The following is a 16290-nucleotide window of genomic DNA, read 5'->3' on the forward strand; positions in this document are numbered from 1 at the left end:
GGCGGGAGCGCTTATTTCTCTTGTCTCGTCGGTCTGAATAAAATTTCGTTAACATCTACTTCTTCGGGCTGGCTGATAGCAAAGGAGACCATATTGGCGAAAGCGCTGGCGGGCAGGGCGTATTCAGTACTGGCTTTCAGATTGTTTGCCAGCTCCTCGTCACTGACATGACTCATCAGCTCAGTGGCCGATGCGCCTGGAGAGATAATGGTGACGCGGATATTATGCGGAGTCACTTCCTGCCGCAGTCCCTCTGAAAAAGCGCGTACGGCATATTTGGTGGCAGAGTAAACAGAGGACGTTGGCATCACTCGATGCCCGGCCGTCGATGCAACGTTAATGAAATGACCGCTCTTTCTGGCCTGCATATGCGGTAAAGCAGCGGCCACGCCATACAGAACGCCTTTAATGTTGATATCAACCATCTGCTCCCACTCTTCCACCTGACGCTTTTCAACCAGAGAAAGGGGCATGACACCGGCGTTATTGATCATCGCATCAATCTGGCCAAAGGTTTTGACCGCGATGTCGACCAGATTAGATACATCATCCCGTCTGGCGACATCGGTTGTCACGGCAATGGCCTGCGCGCCAGATTCAACTAACTCTTCAGCTAACGCGTTGATTCGTTCTGCCCGACGTGCTGCCAGTACGATTCTGGCCCCCTGGCTGGCCAAAAGGCGGGCCGTCGCTTCACCGAGCCCACTGCTGGCGCCGGTGATAACGATAATTTTTCCGCTGATATTGTTATGCATAAATACTCCTGACGAATTGTTTAAGGGTGGTTAAGCACTCAGTGACTGACTGTTAGCTAATGGACTGGGGGCGAATGCGGATAAGTATCAATATCGCCGCGACCACCAGGGTGATCGCGCTTCCGGTGATCGCGCCATATGCGCCTGAGTGGTCGAACAGAATGCCGCCGAGCCCGGCTCCTGCTGTAACGGCTAATTGAATGGCCGCAACCTGTAATCCACCGCCGCTTTCTGTCTCATCCGGAATGGCGCGTGTCAGCCATGTCGTCCAGGCGACAGGCACGGCGCCAAACAGAAACCCCCAAAGCATGACCAATACCGATACCGTGAGGGTTGACTGCCCGATATACACCAGTGCAACCGCCAGTACTGACATTAATAAGGGCACCAGCGCCAAGGTCCAGCGCAAACTGCGACTTAGCATCAACCCGGCGAAAGAGGTCCCGGCTATGTTGGCGACGCCGAAACAAAACAGCAGCATCGACACACCATTGACGTCAAAGCCAGCAACGTGCTCCAGGAAAGGACGTAAATAGGTAAAGAAGGCAAAGTGTCCACCGAACACCAGTGCCATGCCAAGCATTCCTGCGCCAATTTGTGGCCTTTTAAGTAAACTAAACAGCGTTGCCAAACTTGACTGGCTGTTGGGCTTCATTGCTGGCAGCACACGCCACTGCCAGGCCAGCCCGACCAGCCCCATGACAGCTGCCGCAGCAAATACGCCGCGCCAGCCAATCAGGCCTCCCAGCCAGGTGCCCAGCGGGGCAGCAATTGCCATGGCTATTGAAACACCACCAAAGATAATGGAAAGGGCACGCGGAATGCTTGCTACGGGTACTAAGCGCATCGAGACGGCAGCTGCCATTGACCAAAAGCCCCCCAGCGATACACCCAGCAGTATGCGTCCGGCAATCAAGGTGCCGTAACCTGACGCAAAGCTAACCAAAGTGTTGGAGGCGATAAAAAACAGGCTAAATATTAGCAACACGTGTCGGCGGTCAAGCCGCCGCGTTGCTGCTGCCATAAACAGACTGGCAATCACTCCCATAACGGAAGTTGCAGTGACGGCCTGGCCAGCCATTCCCTCGGTAACATCAAGTGCAGAGGCTATCGGGGTCAGAAGGCTGACTGGCAGTAATTCTGCTGTAACCAGGCATACCACGCTGAACGATAGTGAAAATACCGCGCTCCATTGCGCTTTTGATGGGGCTTTCATCTCTTCATTGATGATTGAGCTTTGACTCATGCGTAACTTCTCTGGTGATTTCAGCAACAACAGGTGGAGCTGAAAATGTTGGACATCAGAAGAGAGTTTAAGCAATGCGCTGCTATCTAAGAAGTGTCATACTAAGATTACTGGTATGAGGTAAATTCATGATGAGCACGATAAATTACAACGGATTGTCGGTTTTCATCGTTGTTGCACGCGAGAGAAGTTTTACCCGCGCAGCGGCACATTTAGGCATATCGCAATCTGCCGTCAGTCACAGCATTAATTCGCTGGAAGAAAATCTGGGGATACGATTGTTAACCCGCACCACGCGCGGAGCCGCCCCAACGGAGGCCGGGGAACGGCTGTTATCTAACCTGGCGCCTTATTATTCCGGAATTCAGGCCGAACTCGCAGCCTTGACTGAGTTACGCGAAAAGCCGTCAGGTACGGTGCGCATTAGTGCGCATGACCATGCTGCTACGACGATTCTCTGGCCAAAACTTGCCCCGCTGTTGCGCGATTATCCTGATATTACGATTGAGATAAATATTGAATATGGGTTGATCGATATTGTTGCTGAACGTTTTGATGCCGGAGTCCGCAATGGTAGCCAAATAGCAAATGATATGATTGCCATGCGTATTTCACCTGATTTTCGCATGTTAGTGGTTGGATCGCCGGGCTACTTCGCGCGATATCCCGCGCCACAAACACCTGATGAATTGATCGCGCATAACTGTGCAAATCTGCGGCTTGCTACCCATGGCGGTTTATATGCCTGGGAGTTTGCCAGGGAAGGCAAAAGCCTTAACGTTCAGGTTTCAGGTCAGATGATTTTCAATACTTCCCCGCAACTGCTAACCGCGGCGATCGAAGGGTATGCACTGGCATTTGCCCCTGAGGATGTGGTGCAACCCTATGTTGATGCCGGGCAGCTGGTTACGGTGCTCGAAGAGTGGAGCCCACAGGTTCCTGGCTACCACCTGTATTACCCCAGCCGTCGCCATTCATTACCTGCGTTTCAGCTGGTTCTCGATGCACTACGTTTACCAACCGGCTAGCGCCTTCAGCCAGCTAGTTTTACACTGGTTAATTGTTCGCATTGCATCAGGAATCGATCCTGCAGTGCAAGATTAAGCGTATCCGGGTTAGTTTTCTGCTGCTGCATATGGTGGAAATGGCGCCCGGACACTTTTGCCGCAGGTTCGTCGCTGACCGCCAGCCAGCCTTGGGTCAGGTGCCCCTGATGCAAATCATCGGGGGCGCCGCTACCACCCATTCGGGTCGGTACCCAGCCAGGATCTACTGTGTTTGCATATACCCCGGGCCATAATCTGGCAATGCTAAACGCTAGCATTGCGTCCAGAAATTTACTTTCGCTATAAGCCGTATAGCCCTGCCATTCCCGCTGCTGCCAGAGCAAATCGTTAAGGGCTTCGTTGCCATCGACACCAAACTGCATGCTGGAACTCATATAAATAAGTCGCTCAGGCTTTTGCATTAATGCCGTTAACACATAGGGTGCAAGCGTATTGATGGCCAAAACCTGGGGATAGCCATCTTCACTCTTGATGAGCCTGGACTCTCGCGTGCCAATCGCCGCGTTGTGAATCACGGCGTCGAACCGGCCAAGCTTATTCGCCTGATCGGCTAAATCCTTCACTTGTTGCAGGCTGGAAAAGTCACCATGTACACCGGCTTCAGCTTCAGGGATTTTCTCTAAAGTTTCTTGGGTCCGTTGCGCAGAGCGACCGTGAACCACCACCTTGTGGCCTTGTCTGGCCAGCATAGTTGCAGCCATAAACCCCAGCCCGCCTGAAGAGCCTGTGATCAAAACACGTTTTTTGTTTTGGGTTGGAATTATGGCGTCCGATGCTATAGCAGCCAGTACATTAAGTGGAAATATGCTGGAAAGCATGCTCAATGACAGCAGTCGAATCATTATCTGACGACGACTGAGTGATTGATTCACTAATAGTTGAGCGACAACGGCAGAGAAATCAGTTCGCATTATTAATCTCCTTTGACTGAGAGGGGAATGATTCCGTGTTGTTGACGGGTAATGGTCGCCCATTTTTCGTGCTTACGCCCAAGCCAGATACTCAGTATTAACCACAGGCAACTAACAGGAACGGCAACAATCGCAATGCCGCTGATGCTTAAGCCCGCAGCAACAAACCCGGCGTAGGTCCAGCTGGCGAGTTGATCGCCCGCGCGATAGACAAAGGTGTCGATAAAATTTTTGGTTTTGTAACGATCTTCCCGGGTGACTGAGGTAAACAATATCTCGCGCGCCGGACGGGCCAGAGCAAAATTGCTGACGCGCCTTGCTACCTGCACCGCGACAAATAACCCTATCGAGGGGTAACCAATCAATGCGGCAAATCCCAACACGCTAATCAACGGCAGGGCGCAAAGCGTACAGGCAACCCCCAACCATCCCAGAATTCTGCCGGTTAGCAGCAACTGAAATACAAGTGTAAAAACATTGACCCAGAAATCGATATTGGCAAAAAAGGCCGTTCTGCTATTTCGATCACTGAAAACCGATTCGGCAATACTGGCTTGATGGAAATATAAGATGGTTGAGGTCGTCGAATAAAAGAAAATAAACAGTGCTATGGCGAACAGGTATGGAGAGCGAAAGGTATGCGCCATACCGGTAAAAATCCCGCCGCCAATTGGCTGCTGATCATCAATCGCCTGTTCGGCAGCCGCGTTTTGACGATGGTGAGCTTTAGCCAGGCGCTGCGAAGCAAAAACCGAGCACTCAATCAATATCATGGCGATAAACAACAGGCCATTCTGTCCAATGTCTTCAACCATGCCGGATGTCAAAGATGAGCCCGCTATACCACCCAGCGTCGCGCCAGCGGCTAAAAATCCGAACAGCCGTTTGCCCTGTTCTGAATTGAAGATATCAACGATGAAAGACCAAAACACGGAGACGACGAAAAGGTTAAACACCGAAACCCAGATAAAAAACATCCGACCGATCCAGATATTCTGTTCTGCTGATGAGAATTTTAGTGCGATGAGAAAGGCGAGTAAGTTGAGTGAAAAAAAGCGATAAGTCAGTTTGATAAATCGCTCACGGCTGCAACGTTTAACTAAATACGCAAAGAGCGGATTGACCAGCAGCATAGCAAGCAGAGTGCCGGTAAACAGCCAGGGAAGATTTTTAACCCCGCCAGCTACGCCGAGTTCATCACGAATGGGACGCAGAATATAGTAACAGAGGAAAAGAACAAAGATATACATCCAGGCCCATACTAATAATCGCAGTTCAGCTTTACTAACATGGCTGAAATTCAATGCGTGGTTTACAAACTGAATAAATTGCCAGATCGCATTGTCGTTATTAGATGAAGATTTCATGTTTCCCTCGAGGAAATGGTATGACCCCATTTCAAACCTTGTGATTATCCTTCACGCTACGTATTAATTTGTGCCGCTACAATAACGATTCATTGCATGCTGATATGAGTGAATTTCATTAATCGGGAAGAAGATACACACTTCTTATGGATGAGGTCAGGTAATCACTCAGCAGGTAAACAGGTCTGTTGAGAGAAAGTTAGCAGTATTATAATTTCATAATTTGTCTTTTTATGTCATTAAACGTAAAGAGCCTCTCCAGCCTGATTAATGAAATCCTCTCATGTTTGTATTTAGTTTTTCAGCATAGTGCTGTTAACTAACCTGCTATACCATCACATATTATTTCTGTCTGAATTAAATATTAAATTATCATTCAGTAGCATTGATTTAAATTCGATATGAATACGATGCGCATTATTAAGTTAAGGCTAATGGCATTATTAACGGAGAGAATATGCGATTTACTAAACAAACTATCACACTTCCCATTTTTCTGCTTAACGCATTGGTTTTTTCACCAATGAGCAATGCGGCAGCAACAGATGCAGCTAAAACACTTAGTGCACGTGATGCAAGCCTGACGGCAATTTCATGGCCGCAGAACGAACTGAACCAAATCATTAAAGCTGATGATCTCCATATTGCCCCCTTTCGTGAAGATGGCGTGACCTATGGAACACCGACGTGGATCTGGTGTGTTGAAGTTGATGGCAATCTCTATGTGCGTGCTTACAACGGGCAGCGTTCAAGCTGGTATCAGGCTGCGTTGCGTGAAAAAGCGGGAAAAGTTATTGCGGCTGGTATCACTAAAGAAGTCAGATTTGAACCGGTGCAGGGGGATATTAATACCCAAATCGACAATGCCTATAAAACTAAATATCAGGGTAGCAGCTACCTTAACCATATGATCAGTGACGGCTCGAGAAACGCCACGATTAGAATTATCCCTCTCGATCTCAATAGCTCCCGTTAATAAAGTATTTGCACTACCAATATGGCATGACTGAATCAATTTACGTTATGGAGAAAGCGAAATGAACAATCATACCGATGAGGTAAATTCAGCAAAATCTGTAGACCAGCAATTAGTTAATCCCAGGCGACGCAATCTGATTAAAGGCGCAATGACCGCCGCAATCGTTAGCACTGCCCCATTACTGATGACGCGTTCTGTAGCGGCGGTCAGTACACCTGCGCCGTTGAAGGATATTGTTGGTTCTGTATCGGTCAACAACATTATTCCTGCTGTTGGTTATGCGGTTTACGCCAGCGATCAGCCGATGCGAGCATTTAAATTCCAGCGACGTGCGGTTGGCCCGAATGATGTCGCCATTGAAATTCAATATTGCGGCGTATGCCATTCGGATATTCATACCGGGCTTGGTCATTGGGGGCCACAGACGCTTCCTCTGGTTACCGGGCATGAGCTGGCTGGCGTGGTGGTGGCTACGGGGGGTTCCGTCAGCCGTTACCGCGTTGGCGATCGGGTTGGTGTTGGCTGCATGGTGGACTCCTGCGGCATTTGTTCAGAGTGTACAGCCGGTTTTGAACAGTTTTGCACTAAAGGAACCAGCTGGACTTATGGCAGCCCTACAGCTGACCCAACAGGTGTCACCCAGGGCGGATATTCCAACGTTGCCGTGGTGAAAGAACACTTTGTTATCTCAATCCCGGATAATGTCGAGCTGTCCGCCGCAGGACCCATTATGTGTTCAGCCGTCACGGTGTATTCCCCTCTGCGACATTGGGATGTTCGCCCCAACAGCAGAATTGGCATCGTTGGATTAGGTGGCCTGGGACATATTGCGGTCAAACTGGCGAAGGCCATGGGCGCAGAAGTTATCGTGATGACGACTTCCCCGGACAAAGTTGTTGATGCGAAGAAATTTGGTGCCAGCGATGTCATCGTTAATCACGATAAATTGCAGATGGAAAAATATGCTCGCAGCCTGGACTTTATTTTAGACACGGTGCCCTATAAGCATGAGATGGATCCACTGATTGGGTTGCTTAAGCGCGATGCAACACTTTGTCTGGTGGGGGTAGGTAAAGCGGATGAACCTAATCAACTGGCCCCCATTACCAATATTCTGGCAAGAAATTCATTTGCCGGATCATTAATTGGTAGTATCCGGGAAACGCAAGATGTTATCGATTTTTGTTCACTACATAATATCAGTCCGCAGATTACCTTAATTCCCGTTCAGCAAATTAATCGTGCATGGCGCGATGTCATCGATAAGAAAGTGCGATACCGTTACGTTATTGATATGACTTCGATTAAGTCTGAAGTTTGAATTGTGTTGTTGCATATATTGCGCGGCTCCGCGTTTTTATAAAATTAATAATCAGGAGATAATAATGTTCCGAATGACCTCTGCGGCATTTTTAATCACTATTACGGCCAGTTTTTCGGTGCTGGCCGACAATACCGCCCCTTCTCAGGCTACCTCTGCCGTGGCTGCAAAAGAGAAGGTGATCATCAGTAAAAATGGCAGTCGCCCCTGGCTACAAGGTCCTGAGGCAAACTTTACCGGTACCGTTCGTGTTGAGCCGCTTTTTACTCAGCCTCAATCTCCCGTTCGGACTACCGTTGGGCATGTAAATTTTGAGCCGGCTGCACGAAGTGCCTGGCATACGCATCCGCTCGGTCAGACATTGGTGATTACTTCAGGCTCTGGATGGACTCAGGAATGGGGTGGTGAGAGAAAAACCGTCCACGCGGGCGATATCATTCATTGCCCGCCCGGCGTTAAACACTGGCATGGAGCCACTGCAACTACCGGCATGTCGCATTTAGCGATTCAGGAAGGTACGCCTGAAGGCAAGAATGTGGAATGGATGGAAAAAGTTTCAGATCAACAATATAACCGTGAACTATAAGGATATTGTTATGCGAGTTTATTCTTTATCACTGATTTCGTTAACTTTACTGCTCAGCGGCTGTGTTCAGCCAGCCTTAAAAAATCAATCGGTTCCTGCATCGCCTTCTTTAGCCGATCTGGGTGACGCATCGCCAGCTCTTGAGAATTATACGCAAAAGTATGTGAATAATGATTTATGGAAAAGGCCTCAGCTCAGCCCGCGCGATCGCAGCATTATCACCGTTGCTGCGCTTATCGCGCGCAATGACCGCGTTGAACTGCCTTACCATCTTAATCTTGCACTCAAAAATGGGGTGAAGCCCGGCGAGATTGCTGAAATTATTGCCCATCTTGCGTTTTATAGTGGCTGGCCAGATGCAACATCAGCAGCTGAAATTACCCGTGGCGTCTTTGCCCGGCACGGCATAACTCAGGCTCAATTGCCGCCGCCAGATGTCACTTTACTTGCGGTGGATGAAAAGGTCGAAGAGGCAAGATCAACGCAGGTCGCCAGTAGTTTTAGTCATGTTTCTTCAGGGACGGTGGATTTTACCGAGAAAGCGGTATTCGGCGATCTCTGGCGACGCCCCGATCTCAGTCCCAGGGATCGCAGCCTGGTGACCGTCAGTGCCTTGATCGCCAGTGGTCAGGTGGAGCAAATCGGCTACCATCTCAACCGGGCGATGAATAATGGCCTGACGCAGAGCCAGGCATCAGAAATGCTGACTCAACTGGCATTTTACGCCGGATGGCCGCGAGTGTTCTCTGCTTTGCCGGTGGTTAAAAAAGTCTTTGAGGCGCGTAACAGTTAGCCGGTGGGCAGGCCTTGCATTCAGTGTGGTCTGCCTGACTAATTTCGATAGCGCAATGCTTCAACCACTAATGAGAAAGCCTTTGAAGAGCCACGGCGATTGGGATAGTAAATATGTAATCCTTCCCAGTAAGGCGTCCATTCTTCCATTACGCTGATTAACTGCCCGGATTTAATATATGGCGCAGCCAGTTCCTCTGGCACATGGCCCAAACCAAACCCGGCGACTGCGGCTTTCACGATCTGAAAAATGCTGTGAAAAATGATCTGCCCTTCAACCCGGGCAGTAACTTCGCGGCCATCTTTCTCAAATTCCCAGACATAGAAGCCGCCATGCGTGGGCAGGCGCAGATTGATACATCGATGCCTGAGTAAATCCTGAGGCGATGCAGGGAGGGGATTTTCAGCAAAATACGTGGGTGAACCCACGACCAGAAAACGCATATCAGGGCCGATTTTCGCCGAAATCATCCCGTTTGCCAGCTGACCACCCAGTCGAACACCGGCATCATAGCGTTTTTCCACAATATCGGTGAGGCCGTAATCATTGACGAACTCAATATTGATATCCGGATAAGCTCGCATCAGAGGGGACAGCTTTGGCCACAGAATGGTTTCAATCGCAAAGTCTGTCGCTGAGATGCGTATGGTGCCTGCTGGCTGCTCTCGTTGATCGTGAAGTGCCGCCAGTTCACTGTAAATGTCATCGAACTTTGGCGCCAGGCTGACAAGCAGTTGTTCTCCGATTTCGGTAGGCGAGACGCTGCGTGTGGTTCGGGTCAGCAAACGCACCCCCATCTTCGCTTCGAGTGATCGCATGGTATGACTCAGTGCAGACTGAGATACACCCAGCTGCGCGGCTGCTCGCGTAAAACTTTGTTCACGGGCGACAGTAACAAATGCTACTAAATCATTGAGGTTGTCCCGGGCCATTTCTCTCACTCCTGCACTAGTTGCCACTGATTTAACGCTATATTTCTAAACGTGTCTATGAATTAAAGGCACCAAAAAAAACTATTCATGATAATTGCTCATGACTCTATTCATAAGTCTCTGCTAATCAGAATCGGTGATTCGCGCTATTTTTATTACGGCATTATTTATTTTTAAGCGCTCCAGGCGGCTGCAAATTCATATAGGGAATCTGAATGAAAGCACTATTAATTGCTTTATCGATATCTGTCTGCGCGACGCTGGCACCGGTGTCTGAGAGCGTGGCGGAAGATAAAACGGATGAGGATCGTCTTCAGTCAGTCAGTGGGGATGACTGGAAAGTGGAGATTATCAGCGACAGCCTTAATTATCCGTGGGATATCGAGGCCGCGGGAGACCAGCTGATACTCACTGAAGCGGCGGGTAATATTGTGATGCTGCATCAGGGGGAGCTTCAGCGCTATGTCGTTAAAACGTCTGATCCTGTGGTGAATGAAGGTGGCAGTGGCTTGCTGGGAATGGCGCTGGCAAAGGATTTCACTAAGAGCGGTGTCGCATGGCTTTATCACACGTACCGCTCAGATTCCGGGCTAACCAATAAAGTCATTAAGGTGCACTTTGATGGCAGACAGTGGCAGGAGACGGGCGTGCTTCTGGCTGGTATTCCCGGCCATCGTCTGTATAACGGTGGGCGCATCGCTATCGGTCCGGATGGCTTTCTCTATGTAACAACAGGATGGACTGAGGATGAACAGCGACCGCAGGATATACAAAACCTGGCTGGGAAAGTGCTGCGCATGACCCTTGATGGTAAGCAACCGCAAGACAATCCCATTCCCGGATCGCTGGTTTACTCGTTGGGCCATCGCAATCCTCAGGGGCTGGCATGGAATCAGCGTGGTGAGCTGTTTATCACAGAACACGGCCAAAATGCTCATGATGAGATTAACCTTGTCACACCCCGCTCGAATTACGGCTGGCCAGAGATACAGGGTGACGAAGAGCGGGCTGGCATGAAAACAGCCTGGCTTAATTCAGGATCGCAAACCTGGGCGCCTTCCGGTGCAACGTTCGCTGGGGACAATCTTTTAGTGGCCGCACTCGGGGCGAAAGGATTGTATATGTTTGATAAGACGAAGAAGAACCTGAGACAAATATTTAGCTCAGGTGATCGCCTGCGCGATGTTATAACGGCGGGAAACGATATTTACGTTATTACCACCAACCGTTCTCCACGAGCTGAAGGCCCGTCTGCCGACCGTCTTATTAAGCTGACGTTAAAGCAATAATTTTCTCCTGAACAGTGTGAGCTTTTAGTTATAAGCAATCTTCATCACTCAATCCATATGTACAGATATTAATCAGGGAGTCATTTATGCCCCATATCATTGTTAAAATTGTTGGTCAGTCTGAAGAAAATAAAACGCTGATTGCCTGCAAATTAACACAAACTCTCGCTGATTCTCTTGGGATCGATGAACAATTTATTTCCGTCTCCGTTGAAGACATTCAAAAAGAAAATTGGGTTGCAGATGTTTATCAGCCTGACATTCTGGCGAAACCAGCGAGTCTGTATAAAAAACCCGGTTACAACCCACACTGATTAATCAGTAATACGTCATTTTTATCATGGCACGCTGAGAATTTAATTCATTTCAAATTGCTAAAGCGTATTGATGGCGAGCTGTGTTGCTGATCATCGTTGCGTTAAAAAAAGGAAATCAATATGAGTTTTTCATTTAATGGTCAGGTGGCACTGATTACCGGGGCTGCCTCCGGAATGGGACTGGCAACAGCAAAAGCGTTTGCGGCGGCCGGTGCTGCCGTGGTGATGGCCGATATCAGTGAGGAAGCTGTCTGTGTAGCCGCTGCTGAGCTAAACGCTGCAGGATACAAAGCGTCAGGCATTCGCTGTGATGTGGCAAAGATTGATGAAGTCAAAGCTATGGTGGATCAAGCCGTTGCGACCTTTGGCCGTATCGACGTTGCATTTAATAATGCTGGTGTACAAAGCCCGGTTGCTGAAACAGCCCTTGCAGAGCCGGAAGATTACGACTTTGTTATGGATGTGAATCTGCGTGGCATCTGGAACTGCATGAAATATGAATTGATTCAGATGAAGAAGCAGGGTAGTGGCGCCATCGTCAATAATTCTTCGCTCGGTGGCTTAGTCGGTATTGCGGAGCGTGGCATTTATCATGCCTCAAAACATGGCGTGGTTGGTCTGACTAAGAGCGCCGGTCTGGAATACGCACCGCAAAATATCCGTGTTAATGCCATCTGCCCTGGCATTATTGAAACACCGATGGTGTCAGGCATGCTGGAAAGCCAGCCTGAAGCAATGGCTGAGATGATGAAAGAGGTTCCGATTAAACGTTTGGGACGCGCTGAAGAAATTGCCGATGCGGTGCTTTGGTTATGCAGCCCGGCATCCAGTTTCATTATTGGTCACGCGCTGCCGGTTGATGGTGGCTATACCGTTCGTTAAATACCCTCAGGCTCGTTTCGGTTTCGAAACGAGCCTTTTTTTTGCTCTTTGAGAAGAGTCTTCGCGTGCTGGAGGCGAATGGTTCAACTAAACATCTGTTTGTAACATTAATAAAAGGACATTAAATAATGGTTACGTTTAATAAACCTGGGGCAGTAAAAACAATTATCATCATTCTCGCCATTATTGTGGCGGCTGTTGGTTTGTTTATGCTGGCTGGCGGTATTTACCTTATCAGTCTCGGTGGATCCTGGTACTTTGCGCCAGCAGGCTTAGTTATCGCCATTGCCGGAATATTGCTGGGATTGCGTCGTCCAACAGGTGCTGCACTATACCTTATCGCCCTTGCAGCCAGTGTTGTCTGGTCAATATGGGATGTCGGATTGATATTCTGGCCACTTGTATCGCGTCTTTTTGCTTTATCAGTATTGGCATTACTTATTCTGTTAATTGTTCCTTTTCTTAATTTCAGGCAGCGTCTGGCTCCCAGGAAAACCGCTTACAGCGTTGCGGGTATTATTTTTATTGCCTTAATAGCGACAGGCTGGAAAGCCTTCGAACCGCAAACACTTGTGGCTGACAGGCATCCTCCAGCGCCTGTCGCCGGGAAGGCATCTGGCGCGAACTCCGGTCCTGAATGGCGCCATTATGGGCGCACGCCGGCAGGCACCCGCTATGCTACAGCCGAACAGATTACTCCGGAAAATGTAGCAAACCTGGACGTGGCATGGACATACCGTACAGGTGAAGTGCCAGAAGGTCCGCAAGCGCATGTCGTTACCCCCTTATTTGCCAACGGTATGCTTTATGGTTGCACGCATTCCAGCCAGATTTTTGCCCTCAATGCAGAAACCGGTCAGCAAATATGGCATTACAATCCGCATGCCAGCGGTAATTTTTTCCCGCGTTGTCGGGGGGTTGCCTTCTATGATGCCTCAACCGATTCCGGCAGCCCGCCCCAGGTCAGTGATCCTTCCGTCGTTTGTCGCCGTCGCGTTATCTCTACCACAGTCGATGCACGGCTGGTGGCGCTGGATGCGCAAACAGGCAAGCCCTGTGAAGACTTTGGTAAACACGGCATTGTTGACCTTCATACAGGAATGGGGACTTTCAAACCGGGATTCTATTTTCCTACCGCAGCCCCCACAGTGGTACGTAACCTGATTGTGGTCGGTGGTCTGGTGCAGGATAACCATGAAACGGGTGAGCCGTCCGGCGTGATTCGCGCTTTTGATGTGCATTCTGGCGCCCTTGTATGGGCATGGGATTTAGGCAATCCGGCGATAACAGCGCTTCCTCCTAAGGGTGAAGGCTACACGCCTGGCACTCCGAATGTCTGGTCTACGCCAGCTTATGATGACCAGCTTGGTTTGATCTATCTCCCTACCGGTAATGCCACGCCAGATTTCTGGGGCGGGCACCGATCGCCAGCAGCCGATAAATACTCGTCTTCGGTTGTGGCTCTTGATATCGCGACCGGTCGCGAGCGCTGGCATTTCCAGACGGTTCATCACGACCGTTGGGATTACGATGTGCCGTCGCAGCCGGCGCTTTATGATGTTCCGGACGGCAAAGGCGGCATGATACCGGCACTGATTCAGACGACTAAGCGCGGTGAAATTTTCATGCTAGACCGTCGCACCGGTGTCCCTGTCACTAAGGTTGAAGAGCGTGTCGTGCCACAAGGCGGAGTCAGTGATGACCGCACTTCGCCGACGCAACCTTTCTCCGTTGAAATGCCTTCAATTGGCACTGAACCGTTGAAAGAATCTCGCATGTGGGGCATGACGCCGCTTGATCAGCTCGTTTGTCGCATTGAGTTCCGTCAGGCGCGTTATGACGGTGTGTTCACTCCCCCTTCGGAAAAGACCTCAATCTTCTTTCCGGGCTGGGCGGGCGGTATGAACTGGGGATCTTCATCAATTGCTGAAAATATCGGGTATTTATTGGTTAATGATTCGCGCATGGGGGTTCTGAATCGTCTGGTTCGTCGTCAGCAGTATGATACCAACGTTAGTGGTGACGGCACGCATGATGGCGGTGCTCCGCAGTATGGCACTCCATGGGGTGTTGAGCAGTCGCGCTTTCTTTCGCCATTAGGTATTCCATGCCAGGAACCCCCTTATGGAACCCTGACCGCCATTGATCTTGCGACCAAAAAAATTGTCTGGTCCGTGCCGATGGGGACGGTTGAAGATACCGGGCCGTTAGGTATCGCCATGCACTTGCCTGTACCGGTAGGTTTACCCACTCTGGGTGGGCCGATCACTACGGCGTCAGGGCTGGTCTTTATGGCGGGAACCCAGGATTACTATATCCGCGCTATCGATATCAAAACGGGTCGTGAACTCTGGAAAGGACGTTTACCGGTCGGCGGAGAGACTACGCCGATGACTTATACCGCGCAGAATGGTCGCCAGTATGTGGTGATAACTGCCGGAGGAAACCGCACCACGCCGATCAGAGGCGACTACATCATTGCTTTTGCGCTGCCGCAGTCTGAGCAGTGAGTCTGATAGCCCGCTATCTGGCGGGCCGATCTATTATTTTAAGAGAAATGGGTTATGCAGAGTGAGTCGGTTCAGTCTGACGAATCAATGAGTTTTATGCGGATGTTGCTGACATTAATGCTGGTTGTTTTGTCCGGATTTTTAATTATTGGCATCGCGCTGCCAGTGCTTCCACGTTACGTTCATCAGCAGCTGGGATTTGGCACCTTTACCGTCGGATTGGTGACGGGTGTGCAGTTTGCCGCGTCTCTGGCATCTCGCTTTATTGCCGGTCGTTATGCGGATCAATCTGGCGGGCGGCGGGCTATTTATCTTGGGTTATTACTGGCGATTGCTGGCGGCGTATTTTACCTGATCTCGATACCCTTTGCCGCTCAGCCGATGGTTGCCATCGTTCTGGTATTGGCTGGCAGAGCTATTGTTGGTGGTGCGGAAAGCTTCATTATCACCGGTGGCATGACGCTTGGGCTGTCACTGGCGGGAGGAAAACAAACAGGACGGGTTATCGCCTGGGTAGGAACCGCAATGTTTGCCGCTTTCGCCGTTGGTGCACCGTTTGGCACTTTTATTTTTGATCATTCAGGCTTTGAGTCCATCGCGATTACTACCGCGCTATTGCCACTCGCGGTAATGGCCGTGGTACGTATTCTGCCAGAACGCGTCGAACCTGCGAAGCAAAAGGGAACGCTTTCACAGGCTCTCTCCTCGGTCTGGCTACCTGGATTGGGTGCGGCTTTTAATGGTGTCGGCTACGCTGCGTTGCTCTCCTTTTCGGTATTACTGTATGCAGAAAAAGGCTGGGGAATGGGCTGGTTGCCGGTGACCGCATTTGCTGCCGCGTTAATCGCAGCACGGTTGTTCCTCGGCCAGTTAATCGATCAATCTGGTGGCATACGAGTGGGCATTGGGTTTTCGCTGGTGACAGCAGCCGGTCAGGCACTTCTATGGGCGGCCCCATCACCCTGGATTGCCGCAGCAGGCGCTGGATTAACTGGCGCCGGGTGGGCGATGGTTTATCCAGCCTTTGGTGCTGAAGCGGTACGCCGACTGGGTGGGGCGAACAAGGGGGTGGCAATGGCGACATACTCAGCATTTCCCGACCTGGCCATCGGCCTGGCCAGTCCGCTATTAGGATTGGTGGTTCCGGTGGATCAGATGGGCATGGCATTTCTCTGGAGTGCGCTACTAGTGATGATGGCAGTGCCTGTTGCTCTGGTGGCCAGGCAAAGATTTTCTGGCTGAAATAGGCGGATAGGGTGGCGAATTAAATCCACACTGATGAAATTTACTCATATATGCATTCAATTTTTCAGGGTTAATGCTAATTAATTCATG

General features: G+C 50.0%; 15 protein-coding genes. 10 read left to right on the forward strand and 5 right to left on the reverse strand.

Annotated elements, in window-relative coordinates:
- Window positions 1-11: 11 nt before the first annotated feature.
- Entirely contained in the window at window positions 12-755 is a 744-nt protein-coding gene (locus tag J2125_RS20105) for an SDR family oxidoreductase (protein ID WP_209499530.1), read from the reverse strand.
- A gap of 52 nt (window positions 756-807) precedes the next feature.
- Window positions 808-2001 carry an MFS transporter gene (locus J2125_RS20110; protein ID WP_017801299.1) on the reverse strand — a complete coding sequence of 398 codons (1194 nt, stop codon included), beginning with the start codon at window positions 1999-2001 and terminating at the stop codon, window positions 808-810.
- A 131-nt stretch (window positions 2002-2132) separates the two neighbouring features.
- Between J2125_RS20110 and J2125_RS20115 the strand changes: the two genes are divergently transcribed.
- Window positions 2133-3029 (forward strand): LysR family transcriptional regulator, encoded by an 897-nt coding sequence (locus J2125_RS20115; RefSeq protein ID WP_026111720.1) that lies wholly within the window; start codon window positions 2133-2135, stop codon window positions 3027-3029.
- A gap of 5 nt (window positions 3030-3034) precedes the next feature.
- On the opposite strand, the gene J2125_RS20120 is transcribed toward J2125_RS20115, so the two are convergent.
- Together J2125_RS20120 and J2125_RS20125 are read right to left on the reverse strand one after the other, a co-directional pair.
- Window positions 3035-3979: an SDR family NAD(P)-dependent oxidoreductase gene (locus tag J2125_RS20120; RefSeq protein WP_017801301.1), complete on the reverse strand. Its 945-nt coding sequence runs from the start codon at window positions 3977-3979 to the stop codon at window positions 3035-3037.
- 2 nt (window positions 3980-3981) lie between these two features.
- Complete coding sequence (locus J2125_RS20125; RefSeq protein ID WP_017801302.1) at window positions 3982-5346, reverse strand: NTP/NDP exchange transporter; 1365 nt, start codon at window positions 5344-5346, stop codon at window positions 3982-3984.
- A gap of 457 nt (window positions 5347-5803) precedes the next feature.
- Here J2125_RS20125 and J2125_RS20130 point away from each other — a divergent pair, with 457 nt between their 5' ends.
- The 4 genes from J2125_RS20130 (at window position 5804) to J2125_RS20145 (ending at window position 9025) form a co-directional block, all read left to right on the forward strand.
- Window positions 5804-6322, forward strand: a complete 519-nt coding sequence (locus tag J2125_RS20130) for a DUF2255 family protein (protein ID WP_071590510.1) — start codon at window positions 5804-5806, stop codon at window positions 6320-6322.
- Between the two features lie 61 nt (window positions 6323-6383).
- Window positions 6384-7646: an NAD(P)-dependent alcohol dehydrogenase gene (locus J2125_RS20135; RefSeq protein ID WP_017801304.1), complete on the forward strand. Its 1263-nt coding sequence runs from the start codon at window positions 6384-6386 to the stop codon at window positions 7644-7646.
- 64 nt (window positions 7647-7710) lie between these two features.
- Complete coding sequence (locus J2125_RS20140; RefSeq protein ID WP_017801305.1) at window positions 7711-8232, forward strand: (R)-mandelonitrile lyase; 522 nt, start codon at window positions 7711-7713, stop codon at window positions 8230-8232.
- 10 nt (window positions 8233-8242) lie between these two features.
- Window positions 8243-9025: a carboxymuconolactone decarboxylase family protein gene (locus tag J2125_RS20145; RefSeq protein ID WP_017801306.1), complete on the forward strand. Its 783-nt coding sequence runs from the start codon at window positions 8243-8245 to the stop codon at window positions 9023-9025.
- A 38-nt stretch (window positions 9026-9063) separates the two neighbouring features.
- Here the strand turns inward: J2125_RS20145 and J2125_RS20150 are convergent, their stop codons facing one another.
- Window positions 9064-9957, reverse strand: a complete 894-nt coding sequence (locus tag J2125_RS20150; protein WP_017801307.1) for a LysR family transcriptional regulator — start codon at window positions 9955-9957, stop codon at window positions 9064-9066.
- 215 nt (window positions 9958-10172) lie between these two features.
- Between J2125_RS20150 and J2125_RS20155 the strand changes: the two genes are divergently transcribed.
- The 5 genes from J2125_RS20155 (at window position 10173) to J2125_RS20175 (ending at window position 16197) form a co-directional block, all read left to right on the forward strand.
- Window positions 10173-11246, forward strand: a complete 1074-nt coding sequence (locus J2125_RS20155; protein ID WP_017801308.1) for a PQQ-dependent sugar dehydrogenase — start codon at window positions 10173-10175, stop codon at window positions 11244-11246.
- An 86-nt stretch (window positions 11247-11332) separates the two neighbouring features.
- Window positions 11333-11560: a tautomerase family protein gene (locus J2125_RS20160; RefSeq protein WP_017801309.1), complete on the forward strand. Its 228-nt coding sequence runs from the start codon at window positions 11333-11335 to the stop codon at window positions 11558-11560.
- 123 nt (window positions 11561-11683) lie between these two features.
- Window positions 11684-12445 carry an SDR family NAD(P)-dependent oxidoreductase gene (locus tag J2125_RS20165; RefSeq protein WP_017801310.1) on the forward strand — a complete coding sequence of 254 codons (762 nt, stop codon included), beginning with the start codon at window positions 11684-11686 and terminating at the stop codon, window positions 12443-12445.
- Window positions 12446-12573: 128 nt separating this feature from the next.
- On the forward strand, window positions 12574-14955 hold the full coding sequence (locus J2125_RS20170) for a membrane-bound PQQ-dependent dehydrogenase, glucose/quinate/shikimate family (RefSeq protein ID WP_017801311.1): 2382 nt from the start codon (window positions 12574-12576) through the stop codon (window positions 14953-14955).
- A 54-nt stretch (window positions 14956-15009) separates the two neighbouring features.
- The gene (locus tag J2125_RS20175; protein WP_017801312.1) at window positions 15010-16197 is read left to right on the forward strand and encodes an arabinose transporter; all 1188 of its coding nucleotides are present in this window, start codon (window positions 15010-15012) and stop codon (window positions 16195-16197) included.
- Window positions 16198-16290: the final 93 nt, after the last annotated feature.

The organism is Winslowiella toletana, from assembly GCF_017875465.1.
Classification (GTDB): domain Bacteria; phylum Pseudomonadota; class Gammaproteobacteria; order Enterobacterales; family Enterobacteriaceae; genus Erwinia; species Erwinia toletana.

What these genes read in the sequence shown, in the direction of transcription:
- J2125_RS20105 (WP_209499530.1), bottom strand. Translation starts at nt 755, where the DNA reads ATGCATAACAATATCAGCGGAAAAATTATCGTTATCACCGGCGCCAGC.
- J2125_RS20110 (WP_017801299.1), bottom strand. Translation starts at nt 2,001, where the DNA reads ATGAGTCAAAGCTCAATCATCAATGAAGAGATGAAAGCCCCATCAAAA.
- J2125_RS20115 (WP_026111720.1), top strand. Translation starts at nt 2,133, where the DNA reads ATGAGCACGATAAATTACAACGGATTGTCGGTTTTCATCGTTGTTGCA.
- J2125_RS20120 (WP_017801301.1), bottom strand. Translation starts at nt 3,979, where the DNA reads ATGCGAACTGATTTCTCTGCCGTTGTCGCTCAACTATTAGTGAATCAA.
- J2125_RS20125 (WP_017801302.1), bottom strand. Translation starts at nt 5,346, where the DNA reads ATGAAATCTTCATCTAATAACGACAATGCGATCTGGCAATTTATTCAG.
- J2125_RS20130 (WP_071590510.1), top strand. Translation starts at nt 5,804, where the DNA reads ATGCGATTTACTAAACAAACTATCACACTTCCCATTTTTCTGCTTAAC.
- J2125_RS20135 (WP_017801304.1), top strand. Translation starts at nt 6,384, where the DNA reads ATGAACAATCATACCGATGAGGTAAATTCAGCAAAATCTGTAGACCAG.
- J2125_RS20140 (WP_017801305.1), top strand. Translation starts at nt 7,711, where the DNA reads ATGTTCCGAATGACCTCTGCGGCATTTTTAATCACTATTACGGCCAGT.
- J2125_RS20145 (WP_017801306.1), top strand. Translation starts at nt 8,243, where the DNA reads ATGCGAGTTTATTCTTTATCACTGATTTCGTTAACTTTACTGCTCAGC.
- J2125_RS20150 (WP_017801307.1), bottom strand. Translation starts at nt 9,957, where the DNA reads ATGGCCCGGGACAACCTCAATGATTTAGTAGCATTTGTTACTGTCGCC.
- J2125_RS20155 (WP_017801308.1), top strand. Translation starts at nt 10,173, where the DNA reads ATGAAAGCACTATTAATTGCTTTATCGATATCTGTCTGCGCGACGCTG.
- J2125_RS20160 (WP_017801309.1), top strand. Translation starts at nt 11,333, where the DNA reads ATGCCCCATATCATTGTTAAAATTGTTGGTCAGTCTGAAGAAAATAAA.
- J2125_RS20165 (WP_017801310.1), top strand. Translation starts at nt 11,684, where the DNA reads ATGAGTTTTTCATTTAATGGTCAGGTGGCACTGATTACCGGGGCTGCC.
- J2125_RS20170 (WP_017801311.1), top strand. Translation starts at nt 12,574, where the DNA reads ATGGTTACGTTTAATAAACCTGGGGCAGTAAAAACAATTATCATCATT.
- J2125_RS20175 (WP_017801312.1), top strand. Translation starts at nt 15,010, where the DNA reads ATGCAGAGTGAGTCGGTTCAGTCTGACGAATCAATGAGTTTTATGCGG.